The organism is Chitinimonas sp. BJYL2 (assembly GCF_027257935.1).
Lineage (GTDB): Bacteria > Pseudomonadota > Gammaproteobacteria > Burkholderiales > Chitinimonadaceae > Chitinimonas.
Genome location: NZ_JANZKW010000001.1, coordinates 682,514 through 698,806 on the forward strand (window position 1 = coordinate 682,514; position 16,293 = coordinate 698,806).

The following is a 16,293-nucleotide window of genomic DNA, read 5'->3' on the forward strand; positions in this document are numbered from 1 at the left end:
ATGAGCACGATGCAAAAAGCCACCGAGCGCTTGCAGCCTTGGGTTGAGGAGATTCGGGACAATCCCCGCCTACAGCTTGGCTTGGCAAGCATCGTTTTTATTGCGCTCGTATTCAGCCTACTTAAATTGGACGCTGAAAGGGTCAAGCTACAGGCCTCTGTCGAGAAGCTATACGGTGAAAATCGTCGCCTTCAGAAGCAGGCCGGGAGCGAAGCCTACCAAGGAGTGCTTGCAGGCAAGCTTGAAAAAGCAAAGCTCGCACTTAGTAACAGCCAGTGGCAAGCCGCATCCCAGCTCTCAGCCCAAGCCATGTTTCATGACTGGCTGTCAGCGCGAATCGTGGACGCCGGCGTGAAGGAGTATCGCATTGCACAACCGACCGCTCGCTTCGTCGGTGACGAGCAATCTGGCTTGGGGATCGAGCAGCAAGACTGTACGCCTGAGACCTGTACGCTGCTCGAGTTACAAAGCTCGGTGAAAGTGGCATTCGACCCAGTCAACGCGACCAAAGTGCTTGCAAATATCGAGCGATCAGATTGGCCTTTGAAAATTGAGAGCCTGACTATTCGCCCCGGCGATCGCAAGCTCGAATTTACTGTTAAGGCGCTGGCTCGCCTATCGAGCGATCTGCCCAATGACGAGCCTGCAGCACTTACAACACCACCTGCAGAGCAGCAACCAGCCCCGGCACCCAGTCAGGCAAAGTCCTCTGTCGCCGCCGGTGCAGAGGATACGCAGAGCACCCAGCCAAAGAAGGTAGTGGAAATCAAATGGTAGGCCTTACTCGCATTGCCGCCTTGACGGTGGTCCTGTGGTTTGTTTGCGCCGCACTAGGTTGGGCGTGGTACTCCTCGCCATTCGATAAAACCCTGGTAGTCACGCGCAGTCCGCACTTCATGCCAGAGGTGCCGCAGCCTCCCGACCTTACCCAAGACGTTGCACTGCTTCAACGCAGCCTCCTGTGGCCAACCGATCAGCCCTCCGCTCAAGCCGCGGGAAAACCGGCCGAGCCGCAGGTCATCAACGAAGTATGGTCACGCGTGGCCATCGTTAAGGAGCCTCAAGGCAACTTTGTCTTGCTTGGATCGCCCAGTGGCACGGTCAAGCCATTCAAGGCCGGCGACGTACTACCAGATGGCAGCAGGCTGATCAAAGTAAGCACATCGGAGATTGTCGTTCGGCCAGCATCTGGCAAGAGTCAATCCGTGCACCTGCTTAATTAAGCATCAATCAAGAAACGCAGCAGATCGTGAAAAATCAGACTCCAAGACATCACCAGCTCACCGCACAACGACCCATGGCTGGCAAAGCGGCGCTTTCCATGCTCGCCATTGGGCTCCTCAGCGCCTGCGCCGGGAACGCGTGGACTGAAAAGTCTCGATTCATAGATGACATCCCGGGTAAAAGCACGCCGGAAGCAGCGACAGCCACAGCATCCAAGCAGGATGCGGAGCGGGAGCGTTTTTTTGAAACACCGCCCCCTCCGACCAGAGCCAACACAAAACCAGTTGTCGTATCAAAACCCGTAACCATTCCTGACGAACCAGGCAAAGAGGCGACCGTTGTTTTTAACAGCATGCCACTCCCTCAGTTTATCGACTCGGTTTTCGGAGTAGTGCTAAAGCAGACCATATCAATTGATCCAGCGATTCAACAGCGTCGGGATCTTGTTAGCATGCGCGCGGATAAACCGCAAAGCCCAAGCCAGCTCTACGCCTCCGCAAAGGCCGTGCTGCAGTCCTATGGCGTCGTAGTCAAGGAGTTTTCCGGTCTGACCCGATTCGTACCCGACTCGGCGGACACCAGCTCGCTCCCCGAGATCCGTCGCGGCAGGGCACTCCCCGAGGTCCCTGAGGCACTTCGGCCTCAATTCTATGTCGTGGAGCTGGATAACACCGTTGTCAGCAGCGTGACTTCATTCGTGCGCAATACGTTTGGCGACAAGGTAACCGTCAGGGATGATGCTCAGCGCAATGCGATCATCCTGTCCGGCACGCCCTCGAATGTATCAGCGGCCATGCAAGCCGTGCAGGCTCTCGACCAGCCTCTGATGCGAGGCCAAACCAGCGCACGCATCGTGCCCACCTATTGGTCGGCGGAAGAACTGTCCCGGAGACTGAACGACATTCTCCTGGCCGAGGGCTACTTCGCAAGCACGTCCGCCAATACTCAAGCGCCTATCGTCCTGCTTCCAGTTGGCCCCATCAACTCGATTATTGTCTTCTCCACCAGCCCTACCACGCTTGAGCATGTTTTGCGCTGGGCAGAGGAACTGGATCGCCCCTCAGAGGCTCGCAACAGTAACTACTTTATTTACCCTGTCCGAAACGCCGATGCCTCGGAAATCGCCGCGACACTCTCGCAGATCATGGGCATAAGCAGCCCTGCAGCGCCAGCACCCGCAAGCGCAAGCGCCGCCGGCACCGCAAGCCCAACCCCCAGCAGAGCCTCATCGCGCGTGGTGGTCGACAAGGCCGGTAACAACCTTATCATCCAAGCCTCGGCCGCCGAGTACCAGCAGTGGTTCGCGCTGCTCCGCGAGTTGGATCGCCCGGCAAAGAGCGCACTGGTGAGTGTTACGGTTGCAGAAGTCCAACTCGACGAGAGCACCAATTTCGGTTTCGAGTGGATTGTCAATCAGCTCAAACTCTCCAATTACACGGGAGCACTGAGCACACTAGGCAGGCTGGGCGTCAACGATATAGGTGGCGTAGCCCTTACGCTCAATCGCGGGGCCTCCCCCGCGATGGTCCTGAATGCGCTCGCCCGCACCACAAAGACCCGCGTGCTCTCGAACCCCTCGCTGATGACTCGCAGCGGAGAAGAGGCCAGCATCTCGATTGGGGATGAAGTACCGACCGTCACCTCGAATCAGACCACCAGTACCACCTCGCCCACCTCCCCCAACGTTCTGCAGACGATCCAGTATCGCAGCACCGGGGTCATCCTCAAGGTGCGCCCTGTCGTACGCAATGGCGGCCGGATTGACCTTGATGTCAACCAGGAAGTCAGCAACGTCAAGGAAAACGCCGCAGGCTCAACCCTCACGCCCTCTATTTCCAAGCGTAGCGTCACTACCAAGCTGACCGCCATCGACGGAAATACCATTGTTCTGGGCGGATTGATGACGGACAACCGTAACAACACCGACTCTGGCGTTCCGTATGCTAAAGATGTGCCACTGCTCGGTAATCTGTTTAAAAAGCGCGCGGACAGCCAGCAAAGGACTGAACTTGTCATACTGATCACCGCCTATGCAATCGAGGATGATTTCGACGCACAATCCATTGCGGACGCAGTGAAGAGACGCTTCCCTTGGTCAACCCCCCTGATGAGTCGCCGAGACGTGGAACAGCCTTCCGCTAACGAAGGTCCTCAGGCTTCCGCAGCAGAAACCTCATCGCGCCCCGAAAAGCCCTATCAATTCAAATCAACAACAAGCGCAGAAGCCCCGGCAGCGCCCCATGTCGAAATGCAAACCGCAACCGATATGGCACCACAGCACCAGCCATCCGTCACCGCCCCCCCGCCACGTGCGGCATTGCCAGAACCGCCGCAGAAGCCGCTAACCGTGGACAAGCCGGTCACAGATGCAAAAGGCGTAGTGACCGATGCCGAACTGAAGAAAGAGCTAATGGAAGCGCTGGGCCTCAAACCTTGACATTCCAACCAACGAGCGGGCGCAAGCCCGCTCTGTCATTTGTTTGTCGTATGGCCACGCCCACGGATCGGCAAGATTACCCACAAGCCATTTCGTTGTGATGTAGCAACAGGCCAAGGGGACGGACTGCGCTTACCACCACACACCCCGGCCACCATCACCCGCAACAAGTCGCTGAACTTCGCCATATCTATATGTTTTTTAAAGAAAAAGACACACAGAACGGCCCGCACATCCCAAGTAAAAATAAAACACCTCCGTGAATTGTGCAGCCAACAGCACAAAACCCCACAGGAAGCGGCTCACCAAGCACTTGGCATATTTCTGATGAATGCATTAAGCTGTGCGCAGCAATTTGTCGTACCGAGCACAGGGTCAATGCTTGCGGCGTCTGTTCTGCAAGGACAGTAACCCTTCTGTCGCAGCCGCAGCCGCTGCACAAGACAGCTAGTTGGCATGGCCAGAAAGTTGGATTGAAGTGGCATTGCTCGACGATCAAGTTGCGTGGGTCAATACTCACGGTTAATATTGCGCGGCCACAATACAGGCCGCGTGCAATATCTAACGTGGGTATTGGCATGCATACCAAGGCATTGCTTGTTTTTTGAGGACCTCAAACAAATGAAACAAAAACTGATCTCTCGTCTGGTCGTAGGCGCTCTGGCTAGCGTTGCCGCTACCGCAGCCTTCGCCGGTCAAATCCAGTCGTCGTCGGTTTCGATTGCTCGCGAAGTAATCGTCGACAACGATCAGGAAATCACCTCCCCGCGCGTTTCCTACCGCTTCGCCGGTGACGTTGACGCACGTTCGCAAAACCAGGTTTTCCAGGTTCAGTTCATTCTGGAAAACGGCGCTCGCTGGGAAACCGCAGGTAACGCCGCCAACATCCAGATCACCGATGGTGTTGGTGGTCAACTGGCCACTCAAGGTGCTTCGGGCGCAGGTGACTACGAAGTTACCGCACTGGACATCGGCGGCGACAACGATGAAATCCTGTACGCAACCATCACCGTTTGGAACGCAGCCTTCGGTGCTACCACTCTGCCCACTGGCAACCTGATCAAGCAGCCGCTGATCTCGATGTCGGCCGGCGGCACCCGTCCTACGGTTGCTGATCTGTACGACGTGGTTGGCGAAGTTGTCGCTTGTGACACCGCCGTCAAACAACTGCCTGTCAGCTTCAAGCACTTTGTTGCCCTGTCGGCTCCTGCCTCGCTGGCATCCGCCGCCACCGCAACGGAAGATGAACACACCCGCGGCAACTCGACCAACCGCACGACGCTGATCACCTTCCCGACCAACGTTCTGGTCAAGGTGACCAAGTCGACCGGCGATGCGAAGCTGGATGTGGCTGGTGGCAATGATACGTTTGCTGGTGCTACCGGTACTTCGTACATCAGCGCAACCTTGGCTAACCTGGGTAACGTGTCGCTGGTCCAGAACGCTTCGGGCTACGACTCGAACCTGGCCGATCCATACATCCTCGCCGATGCTGGCGGCGATGCCGACGGTGTGGCCGGTCTGTACGGTGTTGCAACCGCCGACTTCGGTGCCGTTGACGCAACGCCAGACGGCGGTACCTTGGAAATCGAGAAGGTTACGGTCAAGATTTCCGCCAACCAAGGCTTCGTGACTGGCGGTACTGTGTTCCTGTCGACCGCCGCAAACTGCGGCGCAGCGATTGCTGGCGCAACGACTGGTGCTCTGTCGGCTTCGGCTGCAGCCGCACCGATCACGCTGACCATCTCGACTGCCAATGTTAACGGCGCATTCGGTGCGACTGGCGTGGGCCCTGTGCACGTTTGTTACCAAGTTCCTGGCACCGCCGTAATCCCGGCTAGCTCGTTCTATGTGGACGAAGCTCGCCTGGTCAAGGCTGCTGATGGTGGCGCGTTCGAGAACGAACAAGACAACTTCTGCTCGGGCCCGCTGTACGCCCTGTCCGGTTCGGTCAAGATCGACGTGCGTAACTACGCTTCGGCAAACCGCACCGACGGCTGGATGAGCATCATCCGCCTGATCAACCCAAGCGAAACCCGCACCGCTACCGTCTACGGCCAGTACATCTCGGCTGATGGCAAGTACGGCAAGTGGGGCAAGCTGGTTGATCTGAAGCCGCGCGCTGTTGTCAACTACACCGCTGCTCAAGTTGACGCCAAGCTGACCTCGGCTCCTGCTCACCCGACCGCCGCCAACAACATGGGCTCGGCCGATACGCTGGAAAACGCCTCGTACAATGCACCGCGTCTGCGCATCACCAGCGAAACTGGCGATACGCTCCGCGTGCAGAACTACCTGTTCAACCCGGCTTCGCAGAACTTCATCGAAGCCTCGAGCAGCCAAGGTGTTGACTTCGCTGGTACCGCTGACCGCGCGCCAGCAAGCGAAGGCCAGTACCAAGATCAAGACGCTCACAAGGGCATCAACGGCGGCAACTAAGCCAGTTGAACCTTCGAAGCAACTTGTTCGAAAAGAAACCGGGAGGCTTGCCTCCCGGTTTTTTTATTGGGCGGAGAACCTGCCCCGCTGTGTTCTACCATCAAGGCGCGGTAAAATTCGTGGTCGAACTTGAAGCAGGATCCAACCGTGTCTGAGCCATACCCCCATCGCCTTGGTGAACGCTTGATTGCACGCGGTGTGCTTGATACTGCGGCGCTTGAGCGCGCCCTTGCACTGCAAGCCGCCAGCCCCGGTGATCGCCTTGGTGCGATTCTGATACGGCTAGGGCTCATCTCTGAGTTCACGTTGCTATCCATACTCAGCGAACAGCTGTCACTGCCTGTCTTCCAGCTCTCCGACCAGCCGGATGCGGCCGCCCAGATCAAAGCCATCCATGAACAGCGGCGCATATCGCGGGCGCTGGCAGAGCGCCATGCCTTCTTGCTGCTGAACGGGGATTCCGGGCAGATGCTTATCATCAGCCGTGATCCGCTCGACTCTGGCTTGCTGGAGTTGATCGATACGCACCTGATGCTAAAAGGCCGGCATGCGTGGGCGCTGATTGCACAACGAGACTTTGAGCGCCTGTTGGGGGAGGTATACCGAACAGGCCAAGCCACGAGTCAGAACGACAGCGACCTACGCCGCCTGGCCGAGGATGCGCCTGTTGTAGAGCTGGTAAACGCCATGCTCGCACGGGCCACAGACAAAGCCGCCTCGGATATTCATATCGAACCCTTGGAGTTCGGCTTTAGTGCTCGATACCGAGTAGACGGCCAGCTACAAGCGGTGGAGCACTATCCCAGAGAGCGTTTTGATGCCGTTGTGAGTCGCATCAAGCTGGTATCCGGTCTTGACATCGCCGAGCGCAGAATGCCCCAAGACGGCCGCTTCTCCAGCCGCGCCGCCGGTGTTGAAACCGACATTCGCGTATCAGTGATTCCCTCCATTTTTGGTGAATCTCTGGTACTCCGCCTCTTGCCCGTATCTCAAGAAAAGCGATTCTCACTGGAGCAGACAGGTTTTGAACCAGATCACCTGGCCATGTTCAAAGAATGGATGAGCCTGCCGGATGGCATCATATTAGTTACAGGGCCCACAGGCTCGGGCAAGAGCACAACACTCTATGCTGCCTTGTCTGCGTGCGACCGAGAGCGGGAACGCATCCTGACGGTTGAAGACCCCGTGGAATACAAGATCGACGGGGTTACTCAGTTCCAGGTCAATACAGACATCGGCTTTACATTCCCATCCGCACTACGCTCCATATTGCGACACGATCCGGACACCATCATGATTGGCGAGATTCGCGATGTGGAGACTGCGCGAATTGCAGTGCAAGCGTCCCTGACGGGCCACCGTGTGCTATCAACACTTCATACCAACGATAGCGCCACCGCCTTCTTGCGCTTGGTCGATCTCGGCGTGGAGCAATTTCTTGTCGGGGCCACCGTAAGAGGCGTTATCGCACAACGCCTGGTTAGGCGTCTGTGTAGTCATTGCGCAAAACCCTATGATCCGACTTCTTTGGTTCCGCCCAACGTGATCAACACACTCGAGCGGCTAGGCGTACCAGCGGGTGAATGGCGATTCAGACAGCCAGTGGGCTGCACCGCTTGTGGCGATACTGGCTACAAAGGTCGACATGCCATCTATGAATTGCTGCCAGCAAGTGACCGGGTTCGTTCACTGCTGGGGCAGCCGCAACCTTCACATCATGAGCTCCTTGCAGCACTAGACAAGAGCTTTCGCACCCTTTACGAGGATGGTTTGTTGAAAGCCGCACGTGGCATTACCAGCTTGGAAGAGGTGTTGATTGTCGCCGGGACAGCTATTTCACAGCGCACCGTCCAATAGTGCGGTACCGCAATATGTTTGCAACACCTACGTACAGATTGCTGATAGATCATGGCTGACTTCCTGTTCCGGGGCGCTAACCCGGATGGACGAACCGAGTCAGGCTCGATACAGGCGGAGTCGTTCGCAGAAGCCATGCGGCAACTGGAAGAGCGGCGACTGACCGTATACGAACTCAGGCCCAATATTGCCTCCGGCGTACTCCGTAGCAAGCGCATAAAGCACGACGACCTTGTGATGCTGGTAAGAGAGCTGGCAACGCTTGCAACAGCAGGCATCAGTTTGGCCGATGCACTGGGTACGCTATCGGATGCAAACAGCGGTACGCCTTTGGGACGGCCTTTGGCGCAGATGGTGAAGAATATTCAAGGCGGCGAAGGGTTTTCGGCTGCGCTGCAGAAGACTGGTTTGGCCTTGCCCGAGTATGTACATGCAATGGTGCGCGCAGGCGAGGCTACCGGCAGCATTGGCAAAGCCTTGAGCCGCGCGGCTGACCAAATGGATTTTGATGCCAAACTGCGCGCTCAAACCAAAGAAGCTTTGGTTTATCCGACCATACTGGTTGGTACGGGTACCGTTGCGGTACTTTTCATTTTCTCCTTTGTCGTACCGCGCTTTGCCGGGTTACTCAAAGGTCGCTTCGACGAACTACCCTGGATTTCAACTGTTGTGCTGAAACTGGGCATGTTCTTTAACACGCATTTCTGGGCGGTTGTGGCGATGCTCGTGCTGTTGATAACTGCATTGCTTGCCGTTTTCCGGCGCCCAACCACCCGTTTACGCATGCTCGAGTTGGCCTCTCAGTTACCCATGATAGGCGCCTGGATACAGAGCGGTGAAACCGCCAGATGGACCGGCTCTTTAGCCATGCTACTCGACAGCAAGGTCGCCATTCTCAACGCACTGTCGCTGACGGCAGGGTCTGTTCGCTTGGCTGAAACAGCCAGCAAACTGGAAAAAGTGTATTCCGAGGTCAATCGCGGCAAGCCCCTGTCGCAAGCTATCGACCATGAGAAGCTACTCGAACCCACATCACTATCCATGGTTCGCGTGGGTGAACAGTCAGGTGAGCTGAGTACCATGCTGCAGCACGTTGCGCATTATTGGAGCGAGAAAAATCACTCGATGCAGCGCAGGATGGTCGCCCTGATTGAACCTGCGAGCATTCTGCTACTTGGTTTTGTTATCGGATTTGTCATGGTGGGCGTCGTGCTGGCTATGGCATCACTCTCAGAGGTAAAAATCTAATGCAACACAACACAACTCGCTACCGCTTCCGAAAGGCCAGCCTGCGTGGTTTCACCTTGCTAGAAATGCTGGTGGTACTGGTTATCATTGGCATGCTAGTGGGTCTAGTTGGCCCTCAGCTGTACTCCAATGTGGATCGCTCAAAGGTTCAAACGGCTGTAACACAAGCCAAGCTTCTCAAAGGCGCTATTGAAACCATGCGCCTGGATATCAATACCTACCCCAGCGTTGCCCAAGGTGGTCTGAGACTTTTGGTCGAGCGCCCATCAGATGAGAAACTGGCCAGAAAGTGGCGCGGCCCCTATCTCGAAGACGCGCTGCCCGATGACCCGTGGGGCAATCCTTACGTGTATCTGATTCCCGGGAAAAACGGCAAACCCTTTTCAATTCTTTCTTACGGCGCAGATGGTAAAGAGGGCGGCGAGGGGTACGACGCAGATGTCGGTACGATAGAGACGAAAACTGATGAGCCGGCCTAGTTCATGTCAAGACCAGGTGATTATGGGTTTACTCTGCTTGAAATCCTGATCGTACTCGTACTTATCGGAATGATGATGGGCTTGGTGGGTCCTGGCGTGGTTGGTCAGATTGACCGCTCCCAAGAACGGGATGCGATTGATCGCTTTCAGTCGGAGTTGTCTCAGCTCCCGAGATGGGCTCGCATTACTGGAAAACCTCTGGCTCTGGAAAATCTGTCCGTACCTGTCATTGAGGATGGCGAGCTCCTGCTTGACTTACCTCCCGGCTGGCGTGCGCAGTTCTCGCCGAAACTCATCGTCTCACCACGCCAGCTTTGCAATGGCAGTAACGTTTCACTCTTTAGTTCAGGAGGGACTCTGGTGAGGACATTCTCCGTCCAGTCACCCGATTGCAGCTTACAGAGAACTGATACATGACCGCGTCAAATGCCGCCAAAGATGGTGTCCGGCATGAGCGGGGATTTGGCGTACTTGAAGTGCTTGTTTCTTTAGTGCTGGTTACTTCGGTGGGCATCGCTATTGTTGTCTGGGTGAACAATAGTCTGCTTTCCATTGCGCGCCTTGAAAGCGAGTACGCCCGAATACAGGCTGTCCGGCTCACGCAAGACTGGGTTCGATCTCTTGCGCACACAGATCAGAACAAGGGAGAAACCACCATCGGGGGCTTGACGCTGCGCTGGGAAAGAAAGGAAATCTCGCGCAATGCACAAGCAGGCTACCCGTCCGGACTAGGACAGTTTGACGTTATTCTGTACGAGTATACCTATGGGGCCTTTCGCAGCGCCTCCGATACGCAACCATGGTTTGAAGAACAGGTACTGCAAGTGCAGTCTGTGAAAACCAGGGATTTCCGCCCCCCCTTTGAAACAGCGCCATGAAAAGCTGTGCTGGCATTCAGACGCCGATTAAACATCATTCGGGCTTCACGCTTCTAGAAGTACTCGTGGCCTTGGCCATTACTAGTTTGATCATGGCGCTACTTATGGGGGCCAGCTACTACGTAATGCAGGTGAGAGTGCGTTTGGTTAACGAAGTCCATCAGGGCGAGACAGAAGTTCGCAATCAGCTTTGGTTTCGCGAGGTGGTTGCAAGTATCCAACCGGCGCCGCGCGAGTCGTCGGACACATTCGAGGGCTCTCCGACCGAGTGGCGCGGTTTCGTCCTCTTGCCTTTGGATGGCGACCCCCACCGTGCTGCGCCACAGGTTGTTACCATGTCCATTGAGGCTTTAAAGTCCGGCGAGAATGCGCTGATATATCGTGCGGGAGATAGCGCGATAACAATCGCAAGCTGGCCGTTCTCCAATGTCCGCTTCGCATATCAGACGAGTTCGGGGCAGCTCTTGGAGTATTGGAAATCCTCTGAACAGGGTGTAGAGCGCACACCTCGTGGAATCCAAATCAAAGTGGCAAATAATGCTAACGCACAAAAGTCAGAGGATTTCTCTTGGTATGCCCGTATCGATGCAGATCCATGGATGCGGCCGCCCAGAGCACCCGATTTCCTTCTGGGTGCAGGAGGCTAAGGCTGTGACGAGCCTCAACGGGGATCCGCCTGTCTCGAGCACACAGCAGGGCTATATCCTTATTATGACAATTGCAGCGCTTGCATTGCTGGCGCTGGGTGGCGCTTATATTGGGCATCAAGTCTCGACGGCACTGCGACTGGCGATTGCAGAACAAACACAGGCAGAAGAAGAAAAACTAGCGCGCGACACCATGGCGCGCATGATCTATCTAGTGGCGACAACAAAACGCTCTGCCATAGGCTTGGGCAGTGATGATGTTGCGCTTCGAATGGATGGTCGATGGTACTCGGCGCCCCATGGCATGGCGGTCTCCGTCAAAGATGGCCGAGGGTTGGTTAACTTGGCCACGGCGCCGAGAGCCGTCTTGGAGCGTCTATTATTAAGCTATGGTGTACCTGCAGAAAGAACTGGCTTCCTGATCGATGCCCTTGATGACTATAGTGACTCAGACTCGCTGAAACGATTAAATGGGGCAGAGGCCGAAGAGTACGCTAGGCAGAAAATGCCCCCACCCAGAAACCAGCCGTTATTAGTGCCCGCAGAGCTGAAACGCGTCCTCGGCTGGGCATCTGAAGATAAACTCTGGCAGGAAGATTCTATTCTGGAGCAAACCGTCATTTCCGAGCACACAGGCGTCAATCCCGCGACCGCTGATTGGCGAACCCTGATGACCTCTTTGGGTCTGTCTGAAATGGATGCCAGAGCATTTATCACCGCTCGAGCAGACTTGAATGCGGCCGGCATCTCCCAGCTTTCCAGGCCTTTCTTCGGTGCGTTCTCGGGCAACGATCTGCTAAAGCTTCATCAACCAGTTCTATATCCATCAGCTACGGTGGTAATCACAACAACGAAGCCCGGCAGCCGGCGAGCGTGGCGGCTAACAATGACACTCACGCCCTCCGAGCACTCTAGCCCTTGGAGAGTTACTAACTTCCACACTGTAACCCCAATCAGCCCGATAACTACCGAGATACTAACAACACCACCCGATCTAACCGCCTACAGGGCTTACGTGGATTACAACAACATAACATTGCCATTCTGAAGGGGTAGTCGTAGGCCAACGGCAACTACTTCAATATTAGTGCTTGGACACCATCAACTTGTCCGTATAGGCCATGATCACCGCCGATAGCAGGAAAGTGCAGTGGATCACTACCTGCCACATCACGGAATTGGAATCCGTGTTGGTAGTGGAAATGGAGGGATCACTGAGGCTGATGAAAGTCTTGAGCAGGTGGATCGAGGAGATGCTGATCAATGCAAGCGCGAGCTTGGTTTTGAGCACGCCTGCATCCACATGGGACAGCCATTCAGGGCGATCTTCGTGTTTGTCGAGGATGTCGATCTTGGAAACAAAGGTCTCGTAACCGCCAATCACCACCATGATCAGCAGGTTGGCAATCATCACCACGTCAATCAGGCCCAGAACGATAAGCATGATCTGGGTTTCGCCCATGGCGTTGGCGTCGGCAACCAGATGCACGAGTTCGCGCAGGAACTTGTACACGTAGACGCCCTGAGCCACGATCAGGCCCAGATAGAGCGGGGCTTGGAGCCAGCGACTCCAGAAGATGAAACTTTCCATACGGGCGACGGCAGACTTCATTGCGAACCTCTAACTCGAACCAAAGCCGCAAGTATCCATAAGGCCGGCGCTTGTGCAAGTCCCCTCGGCACGGCGGGATCAGCCCCCGCCTAAGCTAGCCATGACAGCCCCTTTGTCCTGAGTCTGGGCAAGTACGGCGCGGATACGGTTGAATGCCGAGGCCGCTTGGTCAGGATACTTGCCGAAGGAAATCAGGTTGCTGTGCTTCCAGCCCGCCGCCGCCAGCACCTCGTTCCGGAACTTGGCCGCATCCCCATCCCCAGCTATCTGTATCAGAGCACGCTCTATCAAGACATGCGGCGGTGGCTCACGAGAAATAGAAGTGAAGTGCTCCGCGCGACTTTCCTGGAATTCCATTTCGCCTCCCCGTTTTACACACTGTTCATGGTCATTGAAGCTCATGACCGGAGGATTTACTACCACCAGTTCGCCCTGACAATCACGTGACAACAGCGGTCTAGCAGTTCTTGGGCTGGCTATAACTTGATAGCATATCGGCCAGACATGCTTGAACATGGTTGCAAACACCCGCCCAGTCGCCAGGCGAGCTTTGACGAAACAATCGCATCGTTGGGTACCACGGTGTATCCGTTCGGCCGAGTTGCCAACGCCAATCCGGGTTGAAGGGCAACATTATCCAAACCGGCTTTCCCATTGCAGCCGCCAAATGAGCGACGGACGTATCCACACTGATCACCAGATCCATCTCCTCCACAAGCGAGGAGGTGTCAGCAAAGTCCTTTAAATAAACCGACCAGTCACTAATGCCGGACGAGTCCATCAGGGGCCGGTCTTGCGCAGAAATCATGGTCTGTATCGCGTGGAAATCACAATCCGCATCCATAAGCGGCATCAACCATGACAAAGGCATCGAGCGCCTATGGTCGTTGACGTGTTTTGAGCTGCCTGACCATACAAGACCAATGCGTGGGCGGGTTTGCACACCCAGCTTCGTTCGCCATACATCTGCGGAACTCTTGTCCGAGAATATATACGGCTGAGAGTGCGATACTTTGTTTGCCCAGCCTCGGCAAGCATGCGGGAGACTCATCAACGGGCACTGTGCGTCTGCTTGGATAGGCGTATCAGATAAGGCCGCAACCGCCTTCAGTCCGGGAAGATTACTTAGCAGCCGAACCAACGTGTCCTGAGTCTGCAAAATGACGCTGATACCATGTTCAGCCAGTGAACTGACATAGCGGCAAAACTGTACCGTATCGCCGAAACCTTGTTCAGCATGCACCAGTAGGGTCTGACCACGAATATCGTAATCCCCTAACCATAGGGGTAGATTTCTGTGCCGAGCTTTATGCCCCCCTGACGAGATTGACCAGCGCCACTCGTACTCCGCCCAACCTTCTGCCAGCCTCCCCATCTGAAGCAGACACAAGGCCCTATTCCAGTGAGCATCGGGGTCAAGCGGTGATAATGCAAGAGAGGCATTCAGGGACATAAGTGCCTCATCAGGTCGAAGCAAGTCCCGCAGCACCTCGGCCCGAGCAGTGAGTGCGTGGATATTCCCTGGTTGATAGCCCAACGCAATGTCGATCTCGGCCAGCGCGTCGGTCGAACGATCCAGACGCTGGTAGAGAAGGCCCAGGTTGCAATGGACCTCACTGACACTTGTATCCAGTTTGATTGCGGATAGATAGCTTGCCAAGGCTTCGTTTAGCAGACCCAGCGCGCTTTGTGCGTTACCCAGATTATTTAACGAGGCGGGGGTATGTGCACCAAGTTCGCCAACTTTCTCCAAAACAACGCAAGCGCACTCAAAGCCGCCAGCCTGTATATGCGCCGCGCCCAGACTTGCCCATATCTCGGGCTCTGAACTCGCCAGCTCAGCAGCGAGGGCTAGGCAATCTATTGCTTGCCGAAAATCCCCAGTCTGTAACAGTGCAATACCCAAGCAATGTAGGACACTCACATCATAGGGAGAATCGTCATGCAGGGAAGAATAAATCGCGATAGCCCTGGCTAGCTCACCCTGCTGATGCAAGGTTACCGCAAGATCAAAGCGATTCATGTCTGCGCCTCACCGATAAGCTGTGGTAATGCATTAGGGCATGACAAGCCGGCGTGAGAGCGGCTGTTAGCAAGCACCATGACTGATGGCTGACTGCGGCGACGTCGTCATGATGTCGCCGCAAACAACTTCGCCACACAGTACGCCATGCGCACAGGTTCGGTACGTTTTTTTTGGCAAAACTTAAGCGCAACTAACCTGCTGAGTGCCGGCTAGTACCGCCCGATTGGCATAACGCACTCGTTGTGCGCCTTCGGCGGTATCGAACAGGATTTCTACCTGTCTGCCCACGGCCTCAATGGCCAGGACATGAAATCGCAGGGTTTGGCCCTGCTGTTGTTGGGTGAAGTGGTCGCCCACTTTCAAATCTCTGATGAACAATGCAATTCCAGTAACTGTTTCAATAGCGGCGCCGTTGCTGGCCGCCACCCATATTGGGTGTGGCATGGCGAAACGTGATGCGACCCTTGGTCAGATCGTAGGGGGACATTTCAACCTTCACACGGTCGCCCTCCAGTACCTTGATCCGGTGCATCTTCATCTTGCCCGAGCCGTAAGCAAGAATGCTTACGCCGTTTTCCAGGGTGACCCGGAAACGCGATTCAGGCAGGACTTCGCTGACTACACCTTCGAACTCGATCGCTTCTTCTTTTGCCATAGGTTCAGCTCCGCAGGCGCGGCCAGGCCACGCCGGGTTAATAAATGCCAGAACCAGTCGACGTATTCGCAGTAGGCGAGACCGGACGGGGTCTTGGCGGATGCCTCAGACAGGTTGGCGGCCACAGAGTGTGCCGGGCGGCCATGACAAGCTTGGGTACCAGGGGGAGGGTTTCGCCGCAGCGAAAGGGCAACCGGAGGGACGTAAAACTTGGGCGCTGTAGGAGGATCTGTTGCGGTTGGGGCCGCAACGTGCCGGCACTTTACCACAAATCAGCTAAGTACCTGATTTTTATTACCACCCTTGGCGTCTGTTGTCACGCTCCGCGCACAACACTCACCCCTGCGCTCGCGTGTGTGCCAGCCGATGGACGGCGCGTGCCAGAATGGCGTACCGCACTCAGGCCCGATGGAATCATGCCCGGAACCAGCCAGTCCACACCAACCCGCAAGGTGCTCTTTATTATAGCGCTGCTGTTTACATTGTCCGCATTGGCGTTCAGCGTCCTTCTCGGCGCCCAAGTGTGGGATCTGCTGTTTGCCGACCAGTTCTGCAGCGTCCGCTCGCGGCGCGACCGGGTACTGGTTTGCCGGACCTGGGCTACCCACACCTTCGATATGGTGCTGGCCTTGCTTGGCTTCGGCTTCATGTTCCTGTTCTCTGTGGCCGGGGCGCTGCTGGGTTCGCTGGGCGTGCTGCTTTTGCGGCGCAAGGCCAAGGTCGCCGCCTGACTTGCCTTTGCGTGCGCAGTCACACGACGATAAATCGCCTTGGCGGCGCTAATCAGCCTA

16 protein-coding genes are annotated in these 16,293 nt (G+C 55.9%); 12 read left to right on the forward strand and 4 right to left on the reverse strand.

The window, feature by feature from the left end; genetic code table 11:
* From O9X62_RS03225 to O9X62_RS03275, 11 genes are all read left to right on the forward strand, one after another.
* Complete coding sequence (locus O9X62_RS03225; protein WP_269531323.1) at positions 1–777, forward strand: hypothetical protein; 777 nt, start codon at positions 1–3, stop codon at positions 775–777.
* Complete coding sequence (locus tag O9X62_RS03230) at positions 771–1,223, forward strand: hypothetical protein (RefSeq protein WP_269531324.1); 453 nt, start codon at positions 771–773, stop codon at positions 1,221–1,223. The genes O9X62_RS03225 and O9X62_RS03230 overlap by 7 nt, the downstream gene beginning before the upstream one ends.
* A gap of 26 nt (positions 1,224–1,249) precedes the next feature.
* Entirely contained in the window at positions 1,250–3,661 is a 2,412-nt protein-coding gene (locus O9X62_RS03235; protein ID WP_269531325.1) for a secretin N-terminal domain-containing protein, read from the forward strand.
* 621 nt (positions 3,662–4,282) lie between these two features.
* Positions 4,283–6,100: a hypothetical protein gene (locus O9X62_RS03240; protein WP_269531326.1), complete on the forward strand. Its 1,818-nt coding sequence runs from the start codon at positions 4,283–4,285 to the stop codon at positions 6,098–6,100.
* Positions 6,101–6,247: 147 nt separating this feature from the next.
* Complete coding sequence (locus tag O9X62_RS03245; protein WP_269531327.1) at positions 6,248–7,957, forward strand: GspE/PulE family protein; 1,710 nt, start codon at positions 6,248–6,250, stop codon at positions 7,955–7,957.
* A gap of 51 nt (positions 7,958–8,008) precedes the next feature.
* Complete coding sequence (locus O9X62_RS03250) at positions 8,009–9,205, forward strand: type II secretion system F family protein (protein WP_269531328.1); 1,197 nt, start codon at positions 8,009–8,011, stop codon at positions 9,203–9,205.
* Positions 9,205–9,684: a type II secretion system major pseudopilin GspG gene (gspG, locus tag O9X62_RS03255; protein ID WP_269531329.1), complete on the forward strand. Its 480-nt coding sequence runs from the start codon at positions 9,205–9,207 to the stop codon at positions 9,682–9,684. The genes O9X62_RS03250 and gspG overlap by 1 nt, the downstream gene beginning before the upstream one ends.
* Before the next feature lie 3 nt (positions 9,685–9,687).
* Positions 9,688–10,101, forward strand: coding sequence for a prepilin-type N-terminal cleavage/methylation domain-containing protein (locus O9X62_RS16020; RefSeq protein ID WP_269531330.1), 414 nt, complete (start codon positions 9,688–9,690; stop codon positions 10,099–10,101).
* Entirely contained in the window at positions 10,098–10,562 is a 465-nt protein-coding gene (locus O9X62_RS03265; protein WP_269531331.1) for a hypothetical protein, read from the forward strand. The genes O9X62_RS16020 and O9X62_RS03265 overlap by 4 nt, the downstream gene beginning before the upstream one ends.
* Positions 10,559–11,209 carry a type II secretion system protein J gene (locus O9X62_RS03270; protein ID WP_269531332.1) on the forward strand — a complete coding sequence of 217 codons (651 nt, stop codon included), beginning with the start codon at positions 10,559–10,561 and terminating at the stop codon, positions 11,207–11,209. Before O9X62_RS03265 ends, O9X62_RS03270 begins: the two co-directional genes overlap by 4 nt.
* A complete protein-coding gene (locus tag O9X62_RS03275; RefSeq protein WP_269531333.1) occupies positions 11,136–12,257 on the forward strand; it encodes a type II secretion system protein GspK in 1,122 nt (373 codons plus the stop codon). Before O9X62_RS03270 ends, O9X62_RS03275 begins: the two co-directional genes overlap by 74 nt.
* 36 nt (positions 12,258–12,293) lie before the next feature.
* Here O9X62_RS03275 and O9X62_RS03280 read toward each other — a convergent pair whose 3' ends face one another.
* The 4 genes from O9X62_RS03280 to infA all read right to left on the reverse strand — a co-directional run bounded on the left by O9X62_RS03280 (position 12,294) and on the right by infA (position 15,502).
* Positions 12,294–12,821, reverse strand: a complete 528-nt coding sequence (locus O9X62_RS03280) for a TIGR00645 family protein (protein WP_269531334.1) — start codon at positions 12,819–12,821, stop codon at positions 12,294–12,296.
* 78 nt (positions 12,822–12,899) lie between these two features.
* Complete coding sequence (locus tag O9X62_RS03285; RefSeq protein ID WP_269531335.1) at positions 12,900–13,223, reverse strand: hypothetical protein; 324 nt, start codon at positions 13,221–13,223, stop codon at positions 12,900–12,902.
* 55 nt (positions 13,224–13,278) lie between these two features.
* Positions 13,279–14,844: a tetratricopeptide repeat protein gene (locus tag O9X62_RS03290; RefSeq protein ID WP_269531336.1), complete on the reverse strand. Its 1,566-nt coding sequence runs from the start codon at positions 14,842–14,844 to the stop codon at positions 13,279–13,281.
* A 400-nt stretch (positions 14,845–15,244) separates the two neighbouring features.
* Entirely contained in the window at positions 15,245–15,502 is a 258-nt protein-coding gene (infA, locus tag O9X62_RS03295) for a translation initiation factor IF-1 (RefSeq protein ID WP_269531337.1), read from the reverse strand.
* A gap of 416 nt (positions 15,503–15,918) precedes the next feature.
* On the opposite strand from infA, the gene O9X62_RS03300 reads away from it, so the two are divergent.
* Positions 15,919–16,233 (forward strand): hypothetical protein, encoded by a 315-nt coding sequence (locus O9X62_RS03300; RefSeq protein WP_269531338.1) that lies wholly within the window; start codon positions 15,919–15,921, stop codon positions 16,231–16,233.
* Positions 16,234–16,293 lie beyond the last annotated feature (60 nt).

Excerpts from the sequence above, each read along its gene's own strand:
- O9X62_RS03225 (WP_269531323.1), top strand. The coding sequence starts at position 1 with ATGAGCACGATGCAAAAAGCCACCGAGCGCTTGCAGCCTTGGGTTGAG.
- O9X62_RS03230 (WP_269531324.1), top strand. The coding sequence starts at position 771 with ATGGTAGGCCTTACTCGCATTGCCGCCTTGACGGTGGTCCTGTGGTTT.
- O9X62_RS03240 (WP_269531326.1), top strand. The coding sequence starts at position 4,283 with ATGAAACAAAAACTGATCTCTCGTCTGGTCGTAGGCGCTCTGGCTAGC.
- O9X62_RS03250 (WP_269531328.1), top strand. The coding sequence starts at position 8,009 with ATGGCTGACTTCCTGTTCCGGGGCGCTAACCCGGATGGACGAACCGAG.
- gspG (WP_269531329.1), top strand. The coding sequence starts at position 9,205 with ATGCAACACAACACAACTCGCTACCGCTTCCGAAAGGCCAGCCTGCGT.
- O9X62_RS16020 (WP_269531330.1), top strand. The coding sequence starts at position 9,688 with ATGTCAAGACCAGGTGATTATGGGTTTACTCTGCTTGAAATCCTGATC.
- O9X62_RS03265 (WP_269531331.1), top strand. The coding sequence starts at position 10,098 with ATGACCGCGTCAAATGCCGCCAAAGATGGTGTCCGGCATGAGCGGGGA.
- O9X62_RS03270 (WP_269531332.1), top strand. The coding sequence starts at position 10,559 with ATGAAAAGCTGTGCTGGCATTCAGACGCCGATTAAACATCATTCGGGC.
- O9X62_RS03275 (WP_269531333.1), top strand. The coding sequence starts at position 11,136 with ATGCCCGTATCGATGCAGATCCATGGATGCGGCCGCCCAGAGCACCCG.
- O9X62_RS03280 (WP_269531334.1), bottom strand. The coding sequence starts at position 12,821 with ATGAAGTCTGCCGTCGCCCGTATGGAAAGTTTCATCTTCTGGAGTCGC.
- O9X62_RS03285 (WP_269531335.1), bottom strand. The coding sequence starts at position 13,223 with ATGAGCTTCAATGACCATGAACAGTGTGTAAAACGGGGAGGCGAAATG.
- O9X62_RS03290 (WP_269531336.1), bottom strand. The coding sequence starts at position 14,844 with ATGAATCGCTTTGATCTTGCGGTAACCTTGCATCAGCAGGGTGAGCTA.
- infA (WP_269531337.1), bottom strand. The coding sequence starts at position 15,502 with ATGGCAAAAGAAGAAGCGATCGAGTTCGAAGGTGTAGTCAGCGAAGTC.
- O9X62_RS03300 (WP_269531338.1), top strand. The coding sequence starts at position 15,919 with ATGCCCGGAACCAGCCAGTCCACACCAACCCGCAAGGTGCTCTTTATT.